Annotated in this window: 18 protein-coding genes; 8 read left to right on the forward strand and 10 right to left on the reverse strand. The window is 42.4% G+C overall.

Translation table 11 applies throughout. The features are described from left to right. Nucleotides 1-301 precede the first annotated feature (301 nt). Genes ACHUGF_RS15170 through ACHUGF_RS15185 form a run of 4 tightly spaced genes read right to left on the reverse strand, consistent with a single transcriptional unit; the run spans nt 302 to nt 3,932 of the window. Nucleotides 302-895 carry a TlpA disulfide reductase family protein gene (locus ACHUGF_RS15170; RefSeq protein WP_394132465.1) on the reverse strand — a complete coding sequence of 198 codons (594 nt, stop codon included), beginning with the start codon at nt 893-895 and terminating at the stop codon, nt 302-304. Further along, nucleotides 896-1,375: a heme lyase NrfEFG subunit NrfF gene (gene nrfF, locus ACHUGF_RS15175; protein WP_394132467.1), complete on the reverse strand. Its 480-nt coding sequence runs from the start codon at nt 1,373-1,375 to the stop codon at nt 896-898. Continuing rightward, nucleotides 1,375-1,929, reverse strand: a complete 555-nt coding sequence (locus ACHUGF_RS15180; RefSeq protein WP_394132468.1) for a DsbE family thiol:disulfide interchange protein — start codon at nt 1,927-1,929, stop codon at nt 1,375-1,377. Before ACHUGF_RS15180 ends, nrfF begins: the two co-directional genes overlap by 1 nt. Nucleotides 1,930-1,961: 32 nt before the next feature. After that, the gene (locus ACHUGF_RS15185; protein WP_394132470.1) at nt 1,962-3,932 is read right to left on the reverse strand and encodes a heme lyase CcmF/NrfE family subunit; all 1,971 of its coding nucleotides are present in this window, start codon (nt 3,930-3,932) and stop codon (nt 1,962-1,964) included. A 439-nt stretch (nt 3,933-4,371) separates the two neighbouring features. Between ACHUGF_RS15185 and ccmI the strand changes: the two genes are divergently transcribed. Further along, entirely contained in the window at nt 4,372-5,649 is a 1,278-nt protein-coding gene (ccmI, locus tag ACHUGF_RS15190) for a c-type cytochrome biogenesis protein CcmI (RefSeq protein ID WP_394132472.1), read from the forward strand. Between the two features lie 81 nt (nt 5,650-5,730). Here ccmI and ACHUGF_RS15195 read toward each other — a convergent pair whose 3' ends face one another. Next, on the reverse strand, nt 5,731-6,024 hold the full coding sequence (locus ACHUGF_RS15195) for a c-type cytochrome (protein WP_394132474.1): 294 nt from the start codon (nt 6,022-6,024) through the stop codon (nt 5,731-5,733). A gap of 325 nt (nt 6,025-6,349) precedes the next feature. Here ACHUGF_RS15195 and ccmA point away from each other — a divergent pair, with 325 nt between their 5' ends. From ccmA to ACHUGF_RS15225, 6 genes are all read left to right on the forward strand, one after another. Continuing rightward, on the forward strand, nt 6,350-7,000 hold the full coding sequence (gene ccmA / locus ACHUGF_RS15200; RefSeq protein ID WP_394132476.1) for a cytochrome c biogenesis heme-transporting ATPase CcmA: 651 nt from the start codon (nt 6,350-6,352) through the stop codon (nt 6,998-7,000). A 9-nt stretch (nt 7,001-7,009) separates the two neighbouring features. Next, nucleotides 7,010-7,696, forward strand: a complete 687-nt coding sequence (ccmB, locus tag ACHUGF_RS15205) for a heme exporter protein CcmB (RefSeq protein ID WP_394132478.1) — start codon at nt 7,010-7,012, stop codon at nt 7,694-7,696. Further along, nucleotides 7,697-8,443 carry a heme ABC transporter permease gene (locus tag ACHUGF_RS15210; protein ID WP_394132479.1) on the forward strand — a complete coding sequence of 249 codons (747 nt, stop codon included), beginning with the start codon at nt 7,697-7,699 and terminating at the stop codon, nt 8,441-8,443. After that, nucleotides 8,443-8,643, forward strand: a complete 201-nt coding sequence (gene ccmD / locus ACHUGF_RS15215; protein WP_394132481.1) for a heme exporter protein CcmD — start codon at nt 8,443-8,445, stop codon at nt 8,641-8,643. Before ACHUGF_RS15210 ends, ccmD begins: the two co-directional genes overlap by 1 nt. A gap of 2 nt (nt 8,644-8,645) precedes the next feature. Then, nucleotides 8,646-9,134, forward strand: a complete 489-nt coding sequence (gene ccmE / locus ACHUGF_RS15220; protein WP_394132598.1) for a cytochrome c maturation protein CcmE — start codon at nt 8,646-8,648, stop codon at nt 9,132-9,134. 148 nt (nt 9,135-9,282) lie between these two features. Continuing rightward, nucleotides 9,283-9,906 (forward strand): chromophore lyase CpcT/CpeT, encoded by a 624-nt coding sequence (locus ACHUGF_RS15225; RefSeq protein ID WP_394132483.1) that lies wholly within the window; start codon nt 9,283-9,285, stop codon nt 9,904-9,906. Between the two features lie 112 nt (nt 9,907-10,018). Here ACHUGF_RS15225 and argH read toward each other — a convergent pair whose 3' ends face one another. The 5 genes from argH to argC all read right to left on the reverse strand — a co-directional run bounded on the left by argH (nt 10,019) and on the right by argC (nt 15,456). Further along, entirely contained in the window at nt 10,019-11,386 is a 1,368-nt protein-coding gene (gene argH / locus ACHUGF_RS15230; RefSeq protein WP_394132485.1) for an argininosuccinate lyase, read from the reverse strand. Between the two features lie 117 nt (nt 11,387-11,503). Continuing rightward, a complete protein-coding gene (locus ACHUGF_RS15235; RefSeq protein ID WP_394132487.1) occupies nt 11,504-12,724 on the reverse strand; it encodes an argininosuccinate synthase in 1,221 nt (406 codons plus the stop codon). Nucleotides 12,725-12,774: 50 nt separating this feature from the next. Next, the gene (locus ACHUGF_RS15240) at nt 12,775-13,680 is read right to left on the reverse strand and encodes an ornithine carbamoyltransferase (protein ID WP_394132488.1); all 906 of its coding nucleotides are present in this window, start codon (nt 13,678-13,680) and stop codon (nt 12,775-12,777) included. 12 nt (nt 13,681-13,692) lie between these two features. Further along, nucleotides 13,693-14,466, reverse strand: coding sequence for an acetylglutamate kinase (gene argB, locus ACHUGF_RS15245; RefSeq protein ID WP_394132490.1), 774 nt, complete (start codon nt 14,464-14,466; stop codon nt 13,693-13,695). Between the two features lie 9 nt (nt 14,467-14,475). After that, nucleotides 14,476-15,456 (reverse strand): N-acetyl-gamma-glutamyl-phosphate reductase, encoded by a 981-nt coding sequence (argC, locus tag ACHUGF_RS15250; protein ID WP_394132491.1) that lies wholly within the window; start codon nt 15,454-15,456, stop codon nt 14,476-14,478. Nucleotides 15,457-15,711: 255 nt separating this feature from the next. Here argC and argE point away from each other — a divergent pair, with 255 nt between their 5' ends. After that, the gene (gene argE / locus ACHUGF_RS15255) at nt 15,712-16,863 is read left to right on the forward strand and encodes an acetylornithine deacetylase (RefSeq protein ID WP_394132493.1); all 1,152 of its coding nucleotides are present in this window, start codon (nt 15,712-15,714) and stop codon (nt 16,861-16,863) included. The last annotated feature ends 117 nt before the right edge of the window (nt 16,864-16,980 follow it).

Below are 16,980 nucleotides of genomic sequence, written 5' to 3' on the forward strand. Positions count from 1 at the left end.
GGCTGCGTATTTTACGCATTCCCGTTGTGGCGTCAAGGGTTTTTTCAAACTTTCTTTTCGCCGTTGATTTGGATGCTTATTTGCGATTCAAATCAAGATGTCACGTTTGCTGCATACCGTAATTGTTTGCCGCTGTGCCGTGTCAGTGGATGCGCATTATAGGGAGATTTAGAAACCACGCAAGGGCTTTTATAAATAAAAAGGCAAAAAAAAGATCGCTTGATGATCATTTCACCAATTGCGATCTTTTTTAATCAATTTAGCTAATAAATGAGCTAAATATTGTGTGTCTACTGACGTGCTAGTCTGCGGCTTTTGGCTGACTAGTTTCTGCAGGGGTATTAAACTGCTCTAAAAAGGTTAGTGCGTTTTCATCATCCCAATCCACATAGGTTCGTACAAATGCAACTAACTCACCTTGTTTGTTCAAAATAAACGTTGCAGGTATTGTTTCTAGTGGAAACACTTCCCGTAAATTTTGTTGTGGGTCAAAGTAAGAAGTGAACTCCGTGAGTTCAAGCTTTTCTAGAAACGGCTGAACGATTTCCTTGCCCTGAGCATCGATAGAAATTGGCAATAAGGCAAAGTCATCTTTATCTAGTGCTTTTTCTAATCGATCTAATGCAGGTAATTCACGTACACAAGGTGGGCACCAAGTTGCCCACATATTGATGACGACAACTTTACCTTTATATTGCTCAAAATCTATTTTAGTACCATCAATGGTATCGAAATCGACTAAGGCAATAGGGAAAGGCGTTGGCAAAACATTAATCAACTCTAGCGTTGAATTAGATGTTGGTTCTTGCTTGGGCTGCATCCCTGGGTATGCATGGCTGTATGAGGATACAACCAATGCAGTGACGAGAATGATACTCAGTATAGATTTCATCATTTATTTACGATTAAGTAGTTCATCAAGCTGTTTTTGCTCATCATCTGTTAAATCAGAATTATCATCCACGGCCGTTTTTTGACGACGAACCCAGAATAGACCAACAAAAAGTCCAATTGCTAATAATGCAAATGGGCCACCCCAAAGGATGTATGTTTTAGGGTCAAGTCTTGGCTTATAAAGTACGAAGTCACCGTAGCGACTAGTCATGAAATCAATAATTTCATTGTCAGTACGACCTTCATCGACCATTTTGTAAACTTCTAGTCGAAGATCGTCAGCAACTGGTGAGTTAGAGTCAATCAGATTCTGATTCTGACATTGCGGACAACGCAAGTTATGCGATAACGACAAAGCTCTTTTTTGATTGTTATCAGACTTAAACTGATAGGTATCAACATTATCATTGCTGTCAGCTAACGCTGAAACTGATAGCACCATAGAGAAGCAGGCAACTATTAATAATTTAAACGCTTTCATTATGATGCACCTTCTAACTTAGCTTCAGCTTGTAGCTCTTGGATCATTGGATATAAGGTTTCTTGCCAAATGCCACCATCGATAGGACCTGCATATCGAAAACGTATAATACCATTGTGATCGACGATAAAGGTTTCAGGTGCACCATATACACCTAAATCTAATCCTAAGCGCCCATCAACATCGAAAATGTTTTTCGCATAAGGATCACCTTCACGACGTAACTCTCTGATAGCAGCTGCGCGATCATCACGGTAGTTGATGCCGTAAATAGGGACTTGATTTTGACGAGCAAGCATCATCAAGAATGGGTGTTCGTATTTACATGCTGGACACCATGTGGCCCAAACATTCATTACTGACACCTGACCCTTAAGATCTTCTTGTGTGTAGTACTCGCTCGCATTTTCTAGCTTTTCAAGTTGGAAAGCCGGAATCGGCTTTCCTTCCAATGCTGAATCAAGCTTCTGCGGATTTAAGAATAATCCTTGATAAAGAAAGATACCCATCCCTAAAAACAGTACTAAGGGTATAAACAGCACCAACTTTTTCATAAATTCTCCATTTTAATTAGGCGGTCGCTTGATTAGGCTGTCGCTAATTCTGGTTTACTTGTCTCTTCTTTGGCAGCACTTTTCACGCGATAGCGTTTATCAGATGCCGCTAAGAAACCACCAATCATCATGAATATGGAACCAATCCAAATCCAACGAACAAATGGCTTGTAGTTTAGACGAACAGCAAACTCAGTTGTGCTAATAGGATCGCCCATGGTGACGTATAAATCGCGGAATAATCCCCAATCAATACCAGCTTCAGTCATATCCATAGTGCGAACATTGTATTGACGACGATCAGGGCGCAATAACGCAATGAACTTGTCTTCTTTATAAACTTCAATCTGACCTTGCTGAGCCGTGTAGTTTGGTCCAACAACATTCAGTGTTTCAATGTAGTTGAATGTGTGGCCAGCAAGTTCTTCACTCACGCCAGGCCCCATACGCACACTTTTCTCTACTGAATAGTTAGATACCATTGTGGCACCGACAACAGAGACAGCAATACCTAAGTGAGCAATGACCATACCTAGCTCACTGCGACCTAGGCGGGCAATACTAAAGCTACCATCTTTATTGCGCAGTAAGTTATATACAGCACGTGAAGTTGCTAGGAAAATCCATGTTGAAGCAGTGATACCTAACGCAACCCAAATTTTGAACTCGTCACCAGCGATGAACGGCGAAGCAAAACCAAAGGTTACCGCAATAATTGCAGGGACCATTAATTGACGCTTCAGCTCACCTGCTTTCGATTTCTTCCAGCGAATGATTGGGCCAATACCCATGAAACCAAACAGGACAAGTACAATCGGTACAAATACAGCGTTAAAGTATGGAGGTCCTACAGAAATCTTACCCATGCCTAAGGCATCAATTAATAGAGGGTAAAGCGTACCTAGTAATACAGTACCTGCTGCAACGGTGAGTAACACGTTACATACCAGTAGCATAGTTTCTTTAGACTTAAGCTCAAACTTGGCAGGGCTGCTCATTTCACTTGCTCGGAATGCGAACAAGGTGAGCGAGCCACCAATGGCGAGACCAAGAAGAAGGAGAATGAACATACCACGACTTGGGTCCGCTGCGAACGAGTGAACAGAAGTCAGTACACCTGAACGTACAATAAAGGTACCTAACAAGCTTAATGAGAAAGCAAAGATTGACAGTAATACCGTCCAGTTACGGAATGCACCACGCTTTTCAGTCACGATGACAGAGTGAAGCAAGGCTGTACCAATCAACCAAGGCATAAATGAAGCGTTTTCAACTGGGTCCCAGAACCACCAGCCACCCCAGCCTAGTTCATAGTATGCCCACCAAGAACCTAGTGAGATACCACCTGTTAGGAATACCCAAGCCGCTAATGTCCATGGACGTGACCAACGTGCCCAAGCTGAGTCTAAGCTACCACTCATTAAGGCAGCAATTGCAAATGCAAAGCTAACTGCAAAACCTACATAACCGAGATAAAGCATTGGAGGGTGGAAGATCAAACCAACGTCTTGCAACATTGGGTTCAAGTCTCGACCTTCCATCGGCGTTGGGAATAAGCGCTCAAATGGACTTGAAGTTAGAATCATAAACAGCGTGAAACCAACAATAACCATTGCAAGTACAGACAGTACGCGAGCAGTAAAGACTTCTTCTAAACCTTTACTGAACTTAGCAACTGCTGCAGCCCAAACCGTTAGAGAGAATACCCAGAACAGTAATGAACCTTCATGACCACCCCAAACCGCTGCAATCTTAAAGAAGATAGGAAGTTCAGAATTTGAGTGATGGGCTACATATGCAACAGAAAAATCATCAACTGCAAAGCTATAACCTAAGGTAACCACAGAAAATGTGATAAATAAGAACATACCGTAAGTTAAAGGCCAGGCGAATCTCACAAGGTACGGATCTTTCTTGATCGACCCTATGAGCGGCACGCTAGCTAATAGAAAGGCAAATGCCAATCCAATAATTAGCGCAAAATGTCCAAGTTCTGGAATCATGGGTATTCCTCAATCTCATTAGATTTAAGTTAATAAGAGTATCTCTACTCACAAAATGCTACATGTGAAACACGAATATAGTCACATTAGCTTAAACGAATTTTAATCATTTTAGAGCTTGCTAAGATTAATGTCTGCTCTTTTCATGCAAAACTGGGTTACTTGTCTCACTTCTGTTAGCTAGCAATATGATTAAGATTGTCATCTATATGAAAAGTTGCAGACATAGATATTTAGCGTATGACCTGCTCTTGAAGTAAAAGTTTCCGCTATAGATGACTATTTTCTGGCAATATGTGAACCAGCACTCAACTCTCAAGAATTGAGATTCATATATTCCTTATATTACTGTTCAATGAATAATCTTTACGTATAATCTACAACTTCAAGCCAAGCGGATATTCCGCTTTTCTATAAACTAAAAGTGAATATTTAAACAATGACCACATTTTGGATTTTTATTGCGCTTGCCGTAACCGTCAGCTTACTCATGATTTGGGTACCTCACTTCCGCCAACAAAAACTGTTACAGGCCGAAGAAGAGAACGTCCGCAAAGAAACGAATTTAGAATTGTTCAATGAACGTCTTGGGATTCTTGAAAAAGAGCTTGAAGATGAATTGTTGGATCAACAAGAGTTTGAGTCTCTAAAAAAAGAACTTGAAGTCAACCTTTTACAAAACATGAAACAAGAGAGCAATGATTCACTTAAAGAAGCTGCAAAGCCTAAAAGTGTCTTATGGCCCGCTATCATGACTGTGTCTGTTTTTGCCGTTTGTGGTTACTTCTACCAGCAACTAGGTGCATATGAAGAGTTATCTAATCCGCCACAAGCTGCTGCAGATCCTCATCAAGGTATGACACAAGAGCAAATGATGGCTCAACGTGTACAAATGATGGAAGCACAAGTACAAGCTGATCCAAATAACAGTCAAGCTTGGTTCTCACTTGGTCATGCTTACATTTCTGCCAGTAAATATAACCAAGCCATTGCTGCTTTTGATAAAGTAATGGAGCTAGTGGGTACCCACTCTGAACTATTAGGTCCTAAAGCTACAGCAATGTACTACAGCGCAGGTCAGAAGATCACTCCTCAGATTCAAGTAATTATTGATCAATCATTGGAACTTGACCCAAGTGACCCATCAACACTATTGCTAGTTGGTATGGACTCATTCTTTACTGCTAATTACCAAAAAGCCATCGATGCATGGCAGCTAATTTTAGATAGCAACCGTGAAGATGTTGACCGTGCAGCAATTATGAATGCGATCCAATCTGCAAAAATGAGCATGCAATCGAACATGGGTGCTATGCCAAATGATGCCGCTCACAACCCAATGGGAGCGACGGGTTCAAACACTGATTCAGCTCAAGTGAAAACAGTTGATGTAACACTTAATATCGCGCCAGAGTTAGCACAGCAAGTCGCTTCAACCGATATGGTATTTATATTTGCTCGTTCAACTACAGGCCCTAAAGTACCGTTGGCTGCGACCAAAATTAGTGCAGCAAGCTTACCAGCGACAGTGACGCTAGATGACAGTACCTCTATGGGCGGAGATGTCACCTTAAGTGGTGCAAATGAAGTAGAAATTATTGCTGTACTTTCTAAGCACGGCAGTGTGAAGGCCCAAGCAGGTGACTTTAAAGGTAAAGTCGATGCTGTAAAAGTGGGTAATGATGCTTCATTAACGATTGATACAATCGTGCAATAAGTTAAGTCAGCACGAGCTAAGCTCGTAACTCCGACACAAAAAAACCGGCATTAGCCGGTTTTTTGTTATTCAGCTTCAAGATTACTTAGACATAAACTCGATAGCTTTTTGGTAATCTTCATCAGTACAATCAGTACACATGCCGCCAGGTGGCATTGCATTTAGACCTGATTTAACAGAAGCTACAAGCGCTTCCATACCTTTAGCCATTTTTGGTTCCCATGCTGCAGCATCATGAGCTTTAGGAGCACCGGCAACTCCCATGCTGTGACATACTTGGCATGCTTTGTTATAAACGGCTTCACCTTCTTGAGCAAATACATTCGCAGACAAAGTTAATGCGGCTACTGCAGACATTGCTAACAATTTTTTCATGTTCAACGTTCCTAATTGCAAATAAATACAAAGCTTAACGCTGCCCTTTGTTCCAGAAGGCAGACTCTTTTAGCAAGGGCAGAATACTACAAACTGCAAAAAAACTCACCTTTTTGTGATAACAATCTCACCTTGGCATTTAAGAAAAGCAAAAAATCAACGTCTTGGTAATATATTAGTGAAAATTGAACAAGTTCAATTTTTAGTTAAATTATTGGAACTAAATCAAATTGCTGAATGTCCATAACTAACTAATGTAACGCCAGTAATAGGATTATGTTAGTATTATTCATGTATTCTTCCTCACTAATTTAACGAGGGCTAAGTGACAGAAAAACCACAACAAGACGTCCTACTTCGCGCTAACGAATTAACCTGTATCCGCGAAGAGCGCATTCTATTTGATCAACTCTGCTTTAATATTCACGCTGGTGATATTGTCCAAATTGAAGGGCCTAACGGTGCAGGTAAAACCAGCTTATTAAGAATTATTGCTGGCCTTTCGCGCCCTTACGCAGGTTCTGTGCACTATCTTCAAGAAGATATTTTGCGCTGCCGTGACGAGTTTAATCATGACTTATTGTATTTAGGGCATTTACCTGGTGTGAAAAGCGAATTGACCGCAGAAGAAAATCTTAACTTCAATTTAAGGTTAAGTGGTTACGATACACACGATACAAATGATATTTTAGCGAAGGTTAATTTAAGCGGTTTTGAGGATGCGTTGGCAGGTCACTTATCTGCTGGGCAACACCGTAGAACGGCACTAGGCAGACTCTGGCACACCAATTGCCGAATTTGGATATTGGACGAACCTTTTACGGCCATTGATAAAAAAGGCGTGGAAGAGTTAGAGAACCTATTCCTCAAGCATGCCGAGTCTGGAGGCTGCGTTATCTTAACAACCCACCAAGACATGGGCGTTGTTCCAGATGAAAAATTACGCAAAATCCGTTTAGACTATCGCTTCGTATAAGGTATCAAAATGAACAGAGGTATTAGCTACACCAGTGCATTTTACACACTGTTAAAACGCGATATTCAAATTGCGATTAGACACCGTGGTGATATTTTTAACCCACTATTATTTTTTATATTAGTGGTGACCCTTTTCCCCTTAGGCATTGGGCCAGAACCACAGGTATTAAGCCGTGTTGCACCTGGCATTATTTGGGTAGCCGCATTACTGGCATCAATGTTGTCTCTAGAACGCTTATTTAAAGCCGACTATAACGATGGCAGCCTTGAGCAAATGTTATTAAGCCCACAACCATTATCGTTAATGGTGCTAGCAAAAGTATTTGCACACTGGATTTTAACCGGTGTTCCACTTATTTTAGTTGCACCTTTATTAGCAGTTCTGTTACACCTAGATCAAAATAGCTATGTTGCATTAGTTGCCACATTAGCGATAGGGACACCAGTACTGTCATTGTTAGGCGCAATTGGTGTTGCGTTAACAGTTGGTCTGCGCAAAGGTGGCGTGTTACTGAGTTTGCTTATTTTACCACTGTATATCCCAGTGTTAATTTTTGCCACCAGCGCCATCGATGCTGCAACCTTTGGTTTATCTTATACTGGTCACCTCGCATTTATCGGCGCGATGTTGGCGGGTTCATTAATTTTGGCACCGATAGCAATTGGTGCGTCTTTACGAGTGAGTACTAACTAAATGTGGAAATGGCTTAATTCATACGCTGATCCTCAGCGTTCATATAACCTTGCAGGCAAGTTGTTACCTTGGTTTGCTGGCATTGCAATTGCTTTGATCGGTATCGGTACGACTTGGGGCTTATTGTTTGCGCCAATGGACTACCAACAAGGTGAAAGTTTCAGAATCATTTATATCCACGTACCAGCGGCTTCAATGTCTATGACGGCTTATATGATGATGGCAACAGCCTCATTTATTGGTCTGGTATGGCAAATTAAAGCGGCAGATTGGGCGGCAGCATCTATTGCGCCAATCGGTGCAGTGTTAACTTTCATCGCACTATTTACCGGTGCCACTTGGGGTAAACCTATGTGGGGTACTTGGTGGGTATGGGATGCTCGCTTGACTGCAGAGTTAGTACTTCTATTCTTATACCTAGGTGTGATTGCACTTTACGCTTCATTTGAAGACAAAGTGCTTGCAGCACGTGCAGCTGGGATCTTAGCAGTAGTTGGTGTGATTAATATTCCAATTATTAAGTACTCTGTTGAGTGGTGGAGTAGCTTACATCAGCCAGCCACAATCAAGATTACAGAAGAATCAGCTATGCCAATGGAAATGTTAGCGCCGCTATTAATCAACATCTTTGGTTTTGGCGTAATGATTGGTGCGTTAACATTAGTAAGATTCCGTGCAGAAGTATTAGCGCGTAACGGCATGCGCCCGTGGGTACGTGAAATAGCAACACAAGAGGCAGCTAAGTAATGCAATTTGATTCATTAAACCAATTTTTAGACATGGGCGGCTATGCCTTCTATGTATGGCTTGCTTACGGTGTATCTGCAGCAAGTTTAGGGATCCTTATCATTAGCAGTGCGCGTAAAAAACGCAAAGTGCTTCAACAGATAGCAGCTAAAGTTGCTCGTGAAGCAAGACTTAAAGAATCAAGAGGAAACAAACAGTGAACCTGAATCCAAGACGTAAAAAACGACTAACTTTAGCCGTATCATTAATCGGTGGCGTCGCAGTAGTGGCTTCACTATTACTGTATGCCCTGAACTCTAACTTAAACTTATTCTTTACCCCTTACGAAATTGTAAACGGTAAAGAAGGAACTGGTGAGCGTCCTGAACTCGGACAGCGTATCCGTGTCGGTGGTATGGTGACTGTAGGAACACTAACCCGTGACCCTGACAGTCTGCAAGTTGAGTTTGAAATCCACGACGCCTTTGGTGGTGCTATCATGGTCACTTACGATGATTTGTTACCTGACTTATTCCGTGAGGGACAAGGTATCGTAGCTCAGGGTGTATTAGGCGAAAATAATACGCTTGAAGCAACTGAAGTATTGGCAAAGCATGATGAAACTTACATGCCTCCTGAAGTTGCTGAAGCCATGGGTAAATCTCATGAGCAGCTTGATTATTCAGAACAGCAAACTGGCGGTTCATACTAATACTGCATGAGTGATTAAAACCAGCCCAAGTGGCTGGTTTTTTATTGCCTGTCATCTCCCCTAAGTAACAACTTGGCTAAACATTTGCCTATTTATAATGATTTGTTTAAGGTCTCTGTTGTAAATAACCTGACGGAAAGGACTTCCTTTGAAAACAACCTTAACTGCGGCAGCCTGCTTACTCGCCACGACCTTCAGCCTGCCAGCTATTGCAGATCAGACACAAGATAAAAAAGCGCTACTACTTGAGTGGATGCAAGGCCACTTTGATAGTGAGCAACAAGCCAGTGCTGATGCAGACTTTTTTAATATCCACCTAAACATGACGCAAATCTGGACAGAACATCAATCAACTTGGCTGTATGTCGAGCAAGCTGCAGTAACACATTTGCAAGCCCCATATAGACAGCGGGTTTATGAAGTATCGGCTATCTCTGATACTGAATTCTCCAGTAAGGTGTATACCTTTGAAAACCCCAAGTCATACGCGGGGGATTACAAAAAACCGCAGCCTCTTGCCAACCTGACTCCTGATGACTTAACCATAAAGCAGGGTTGCACGGTATATTTAACTTGGAATGAATCTACATCTGCTTTTATTGGCTCAACCAAAGAAGATGAATGTAAAAGTCAGCTAAGAGGGGCGAGTTACGCAACATCTGAGGTGATGGTAACAGCAGATAAGATATTAAGCTGGGACAGAGGCTTTGATGCCGACGGCAAACAAGTTTGGGGCGCTGTAAAAGGGGGCTATGAGTTTATCAAAAAATAGCACTTTTAACCTGTTTAGCCTTTTAAGCTTGCTTAAAGAATAAAGCCCTGACGGGGCTTTATTCTTTTTTAAAATAGTTACCACGAACACTTACAGGGCAACGTAAAGTAACCTAAGCAGATTTTTTCGCTTCAATCGCCGCTTTAACCTGTTTTACCGCAGTGCCACCTAATACATCACGCTTCTCAAGGCAGGCTTCAATGGTGAGGTCTTGGTATACATCATCGCCAATCACATCTGCAAATTGCTGTAATTGACTGACTGTCAGCTCCTCAATGGCTTTTTGCTCATTGATAGCAAATACTACCACTTCACCCACCACATGATGCGCTTCTCTAAATGGCATTCCTTTCGCTACCAGATAGTCGGCTAACTCAGTGGCATTTGCATAACCTTGTTGAGCAGCACTAAGAGCCTGAGGGCGGTTAACTGATAAGCCAGAAAGCACCAATGCTGCCATATCTAAACAAATGGACCAGCTATCAACAACATCAAATAAACCTTCTTTGTCTTCCTGCATGTCTTTGTTATAGGCTAATGGCAGGGCTTTCATCGTAGTTAAAATACCGACCAAGCTGCCATATACCCGACCGGTTTTGCCTCTGATCAGCTCTAATGCATCTGGGTTTTTCTTTTGCGGCATCAATGATGAGCCAGATGTCACTTCATCGCTAAGTGAAATAAAGTTAGCTTCGCCTGCATTAAAGAAAATTAAGTCTTCAGCCATACGACTTAGGTGCATCATGCTAATTGACGCAGCACTGCAAAGCTCTACCACATGGTCTCTGTCAGATACGGTATCAAGGCTATTTAATGTTGGGCGTGCAAAACCTAAAGACGCCGCTAATGCATGACGATCAATTGGGTACGCTGTACCTGCCAGTGCACCACAGCCAAGTGGGCAAGCATCAACCCGCTTAAGCGCATCCTGTAAACGGCTAATATCACGCTCAAACATTTCCACATACGCTAAACACCAATGGCCAAATGTGACAGGTTGAGCCCGTTGTAAATGCGTGTAGCCAGGCATAACCGCATCAACTTCTCTTTCAGCAAGTGCAATAAGCTCACTATGCAGAGTCGATAATTTACTTAATAGTGAATCACCCTGAGTTTTACACCAAAGCTTCAAATCTGTCGCGACTTGGTCATTACGAGAGCGGCCAGTATGTAACTTTTTACCTAAGTCACCCACTTTAGCAATGAGCTGCTGCTCAACATAACTGTGAATATCTTCTGCGCCATGCTCGATAATCTGCTGCGGGTCTTCACCCACTTCAGCCAATAGCTCATTTAATGCCGCTTTTAAATCGGTGCATTCTTGCGCCGTAATGATCCCAACACTGGCAATCGCATCGGCCCAAGCAATCGAGCCAACAACATCTTGCTCAAATAAGCGGTAATCTACTGGCAGTGAATCATTAAATAACTTAAATAGCGCACTGCTTTCACCTTGAAATCTTCCGCCCCATAACGCCATGATGTTGTCCTCTAAATCTTATGTTTCGCTTATGCTTTTCATCAAAGTGGCTACACCAAACGCAATGTTTGGCTAGCCAACTGATGCTAATATTCTGGTGCTAGTCAATATTGAGAGTTACTTGCTGTTCAATGCTCTAATACGGCTAGCCAATGAGTACAACCGAATAAAGCCTTCTGCATCTTTTTGGTTATAAACTTCATCTTCACCAAATGTGGCAAACTCTTCAGAATACAAACTGTTAGGCGAACGCTTCTTCACTGCTGTGACTTGACCTTTATACAGCTTCAATACCACATCACCGTTAATCAGATCTGCTAGCGGCTTGGACGCGCCTAGTAGTGACTCACATAATGGCGTAAACCAACGACCGTCATAAACTAAGTGTGCCATTTGCTGACCGACTTGCTCACGCCAATCACGGCTGGTTTTATCTAGCACTAATTCTTCAATTGCCCGTAACGCTGCAAACATGACTGTTCCACCAGGTGTTTCATAACAACCACGTGATTTCATGCCCACTAAACGGTTTTCAGTAATATCAATCCGACCCACACCATGTTTACCTGCAATATCATTAAGTTGCATCAATGCAGCGTACGGCGATAACGATTGACCGTTAACTTCAGTCACCTTGCCTTGCGCAAGTCCTAAGGTGACATATTCAGGTTCATTGGGTGCATCTTCAGGGGCTACCGTCATGGTCCAGACTTCTTTAGTTGGCTCGTTCCATGGATCTTCTAGCTCACCACCTTCATGAGAGATATGCCAAGCATTCGCGTCACGACTGTAAATCTTAGTCGCTGAGGCTGTTGTCTCAATATTTCTTTCTGCTAGATAGTCCAATAGATCTTCACGGCTAACCATTGACCATTCACGCCATGGCGCAATCACTTTTAAATCTGGTGCGAGTGCAGCAAAACAGCCTTCAAAACGAACCTGATCATTACCCTTACCTGTACAACCGTGGCACACAGCATCAGCGCCGACTTTACGGGCAACTTCAACTTGTGCTTTAGCAATGATTGGGCGCGCCATAGAAGTACCTAACAAGTAAGTACCTTCATAAATTGCACCAGTCGCAATCGTTGGATAAATGTAATCTGCCACCAGCTCTTCTTTCAAGTCGACGATATAACATTCTGAAGCACCTGAAGCGATGGCTTTTTCGTGTAAGCCTTCTAACTCTTCATCACCTTGGCCGACATCGGCACAGAAGGCGACAATTTCACAGTCGTTATAGGTTTCTTTTAACCACGGGATAATAGCTGACGTATCTAAACCGCCTGAATATGCTAATACGACTTTCTTTACATCATTGTGTTGTTCAATGCTCATGATTCTGTTCCTACTACTCTCTTGCTAGGCAAGTAAATTAAATTGGGTGATTAACCTAACAAGGTCACTAACACTGCATTTTGTGCATGCATACGATTTTCTGCTTGCTGTAAAATTAATGAGCCTTCACCATCAATAACTGCGGCGGTAGCTTCAACTTCACGGTACGCTGGCAAGCAATGCATAAATAAATTAGCACCAGTTTGTTGCATCAATGATTCATTGACTTGGTAAGGCTTAAACTTTGCCTCAATTTGTTCCATTGGCGTATTGTCACCCATAGATAACCAAGTATCAGTATAAATAGCATCTTGCTCACCCATGGCTTCGACATCAGATGTCAGTATCAATTCGCCACCATGTTGCTTAGCCAGTGCTTGAGCTTCACATACTACTTGGCCATCTGGGAAGTGTCCTAGCGGGCACACCACTGTCATTTTCGCGCCTAATAAGGCTGCACCATACATCAGTGAATGAGTGACATTATTGCCATCACCTACATAGGCAAGTTTAACCTTGCTTACATCATCAAAGTGCTCTGCTAGTGTGAGAAAATCTGCCAAACCTTGGCATGGATGATACATGTCAGACAGTGCATTGATCACGGGTACTGAACCATGCTGCGCTAACTGTTCAATCGTTGAATGAGCAAAGGTTCTCGCCACAATAGCATCAGCCCAACACGAAATATTACTGGCAAAATCAGATACTGGCTCACGTTTACCCAAGGCGCCATTTTGTTGGTCTAAATACAGGGCATGTCCACCCAACTTATTAATGCCAATATCGAAGCTGACCCGAGTACGCAGTGATGGCTTTTCAAATAACATTACTACACTTTTACCCGCTAAAGCTTGAGCATAATCTTGTGGATTCGCTTTAATTGTCTTAGCGAGTGACAGCAAATCGAGAAGTTGTTGCTGAGTTAAATCTTTTATCGTCAGAAGATGGTTCATATTATTAATCTCCTATGGTTGGATCTGAGTGCCAAGGTTGCCACCATTGGCAAAACCCATGAGCCCTATTGTGTCTTGCCAAGAAGCAATATTGACTGCGACACCAGATTGCTGGGCCACTGCTAGGGCTGCTTCCACTTTAACTTTCATGCCTTTCTCAATCACACCTTGTGTAATCAGTGCATGAATTTGTGACTCATTTAAATGAGTTAGTAACTGTTTGTTTGCATCAAGCACACCAGGTACATCAGATAACAGTACTAGCCCACCTTGTAATAACTGCGCGATGGCCACTGCAGCTTGATCAGCATTGACATTCAAACAGTTACCCTGCTCATCAATGGCAATGGAGCTGCATACAGCCAAACACCCTTTCGCAATGATAAATTGCAAATAGCTATCGTCATTTGCGACAACTTCTCCCACCAAACCTAATTCAGGTTTCATGACTTTTGCCGAAACAGTATTGGCATCACTCAGGCTCATACCTACGGCAGAGATACCCGCCGCGATTGCCGCTGCTTGTATTTGTTTGTTTGCAGTTCCGGCTAACGCCCCGACAATAATGTCAATTTGATCTTCAGGGGTCACTCTTAAACCATCAAGTTTAATGGTTTGTTTACTGTTTGCCTGTAACTGCTGTTCAACGAGATAACCGCCACCATGCACCAGTACAACAGGTTGACCAGCATCAATCATGCTCTTAACTGCTGCCATGAAACTGCTCAAGCTTTCAGCTTGTTGTAATAGAGCACCACCCACTTTTATCACTATTGGCTTTTTCATATTTCCCCCTTACAAACCAAAGTGAATTTTGATGCATTGTAGACCTTGGCTTGCAGCCCCTTTCATCAAATTATCAATGGCGCTTGCTATCACTATATGGTGATTTGATTCATCATACTTCCAGCCGATATGGCAGTTAGGCGTATGGACAACATCATCCACTTTAGGGAATTGATTATGCGTGACATTAACAAGTTGACACTCGTCATACATACTGAATGCTTTAGCGATATCGGTATTGGTTGTCTCAGGCTTAAGCTGTACGGTAATAGTCGCTAAAATCCCACGCTTAAAATTGCCTAAATGAGGGGTGAAAATTACTTCATGGCCGAGATGAGTGGCAATCTCCGGTTGATGACGATGCCCAAGTACGCCATAAGGCGTAAGGCTAACCTCGCAAAAGCTCGTATGTAATTGCGCTTTTCTACCCGCACCGGTTACACCGCTAACCGCATTAATAACAGGTAAGCTACCTGCAAAAAAGTCAGTTAAGGGTTTGAGTGCTAGTAAAGAGGCCGTTGGATAACAACCTGGTACGGCTATCATTTTAGATTTGGCAATTTGCTGAGCGTTCCATTCTGCTAGTCCGTAAACCGCTTGATCTAGTGTTTTCTTTTCAGTGTGCTCAAAACCATACCATTTTGGATACTGCTGATTGTCAGCAAACCGATAAGCACCACTTAAGTCAAACACCGACAGTCCTTGCTCATAAAACCAAGCGGCAAGCGTTAAACTTACGGCATGATCAGTAGCCAAAACAACGGCATCTGCTTGCGCGACAATTTGTTGTTTAGCCTCTTCTGATAATCCTTGAAGCGTGTATTCAAGTTGACCATAGTAAGGATATAAACTGGATAATGCTTTGTGTTTATCTACACTACCTTCTGATACATAGATCCCTTGTACAGAAAGTTGTGCCTCTTGATCAATCAATTGTGTGATTTGTGCCCCGGTATAACCACTGGCACCAATAATAGCGATATTTTTCATAGTAAATAGCTTATAAAAGAGTAAAACAAAAAATGCAGTTAGGCTGGGTGCCTAAAAAGATGCGAACTATCGTCGCGAGGTAGGCAAACAGCGAGTGCGATACTGATGATGAATTTTATGTAGCTTACTCATTTATCGGGTCACTTTTATTAATGGATGATGGTGCTTAATTCAACTGTTTGCTAGACTACCACAACTTATTATTTATGCAATAAATATGCATAAATATTTTAAAATAATTTTTGGAGTTACCCTATGAGCTCACTGCCGGATTTACAATCAAGTTTTACACAGTTGATTGCAGCCCCTTCTATCAGTTCCCTTGAAGCCAAACATGACATGAGCAATAAGCCTGTGATTGACTTGCTGCAACAATGGTTCACAGAACTTGGTTTTGAATGTCAAACACCAAAAGTTAACGACAGTCGAGATAAACATAACCTAGTTGCTCGTTTAGGCCAAGGAAGTGGTGGTTTATTATTAGCCGGTCACACAGACACTGTACCTTTTGATGAAGGGCGCTGGAATAGCAGCCCATTTGAACTTATCGAAAAAGATAACCGTTGGTACGGTTTGGGCACGTGCGATATGAAAGGCTTTTTTGCGCTCATAGTAGAGGCCTTGAAAGACTTGCCTGTCAGCGAATTTAAAAAGCCACTGACTATTCTTGCCAGTGCAGATGAAGAAACAACCATGAATGGCGCAAAGGCTTTTGCAAAAGAAACCACTGTAACACCAGACTTTGCCATCATCGGTGAACCCACTAGTTTGAAACCTGTTTACATGCACAAGGGACATCTAGCCCAAGGCATCCGCGTGACAGGCCGCAGCGGCCATTCATCCGACCCCGCAAAAGGGCTAAACGCCATTGAGGTAATGCATAAGGTTATTGGGCAACTGTTGAAACTAAAGCAGCACCTTAGTGAGAATTATCGTGAGAACGCATTTTCGGTACCTTACCCTACTATGAACTTCGGTCATATACATGGTGGCGATGCCGCCAACCGGATCTGTGGCTGTTGTGACCTACACCTTGATATACGTCCTCTCCCCGGTATGGAGCTAGCTGACTTAGAGCACATGGTATTAAATTATCTTGCCGAGATCAGTGCCGCTTATCCAGGCAGTATTAATGTCAGCACGCTCTATCCTGGCTCAGAATCATTTGCAGGTGATGCTAACAGTGATTGGACCCAAGTGGTGGAGCAGCTGAGTGGTCAGCAAGCTCAAGTTGTTAATTATGCAACTGAAGCACCTTATATCAAGCAGTTAGGCTGCCAAACACTTGTACTGGGACCTGGCAGCATTGAACAAGCTCACCAGCCGGATGAGTTTATCGATTTAGCCTATATGAAACCAACAATTGAGTTACTTAAAAAACTAATTTACAAGGTTTGTATCAAATAATGGCTATAATTTGACACTTTAGCGCTAATCGTTGTAATTTTTTAACAACTTTTAGAAATTATATTTCACCTTTAACATGTAAAATATTGACCATGCAGCTTGTGCTGGTTAAGGTGC

The organism is Shewanella maritima (genome assembly GCF_043643735.1).
Lineage (GTDB): Bacteria > Pseudomonadota > Gammaproteobacteria > Enterobacterales > Shewanellaceae > Shewanella > Shewanella maritima_A.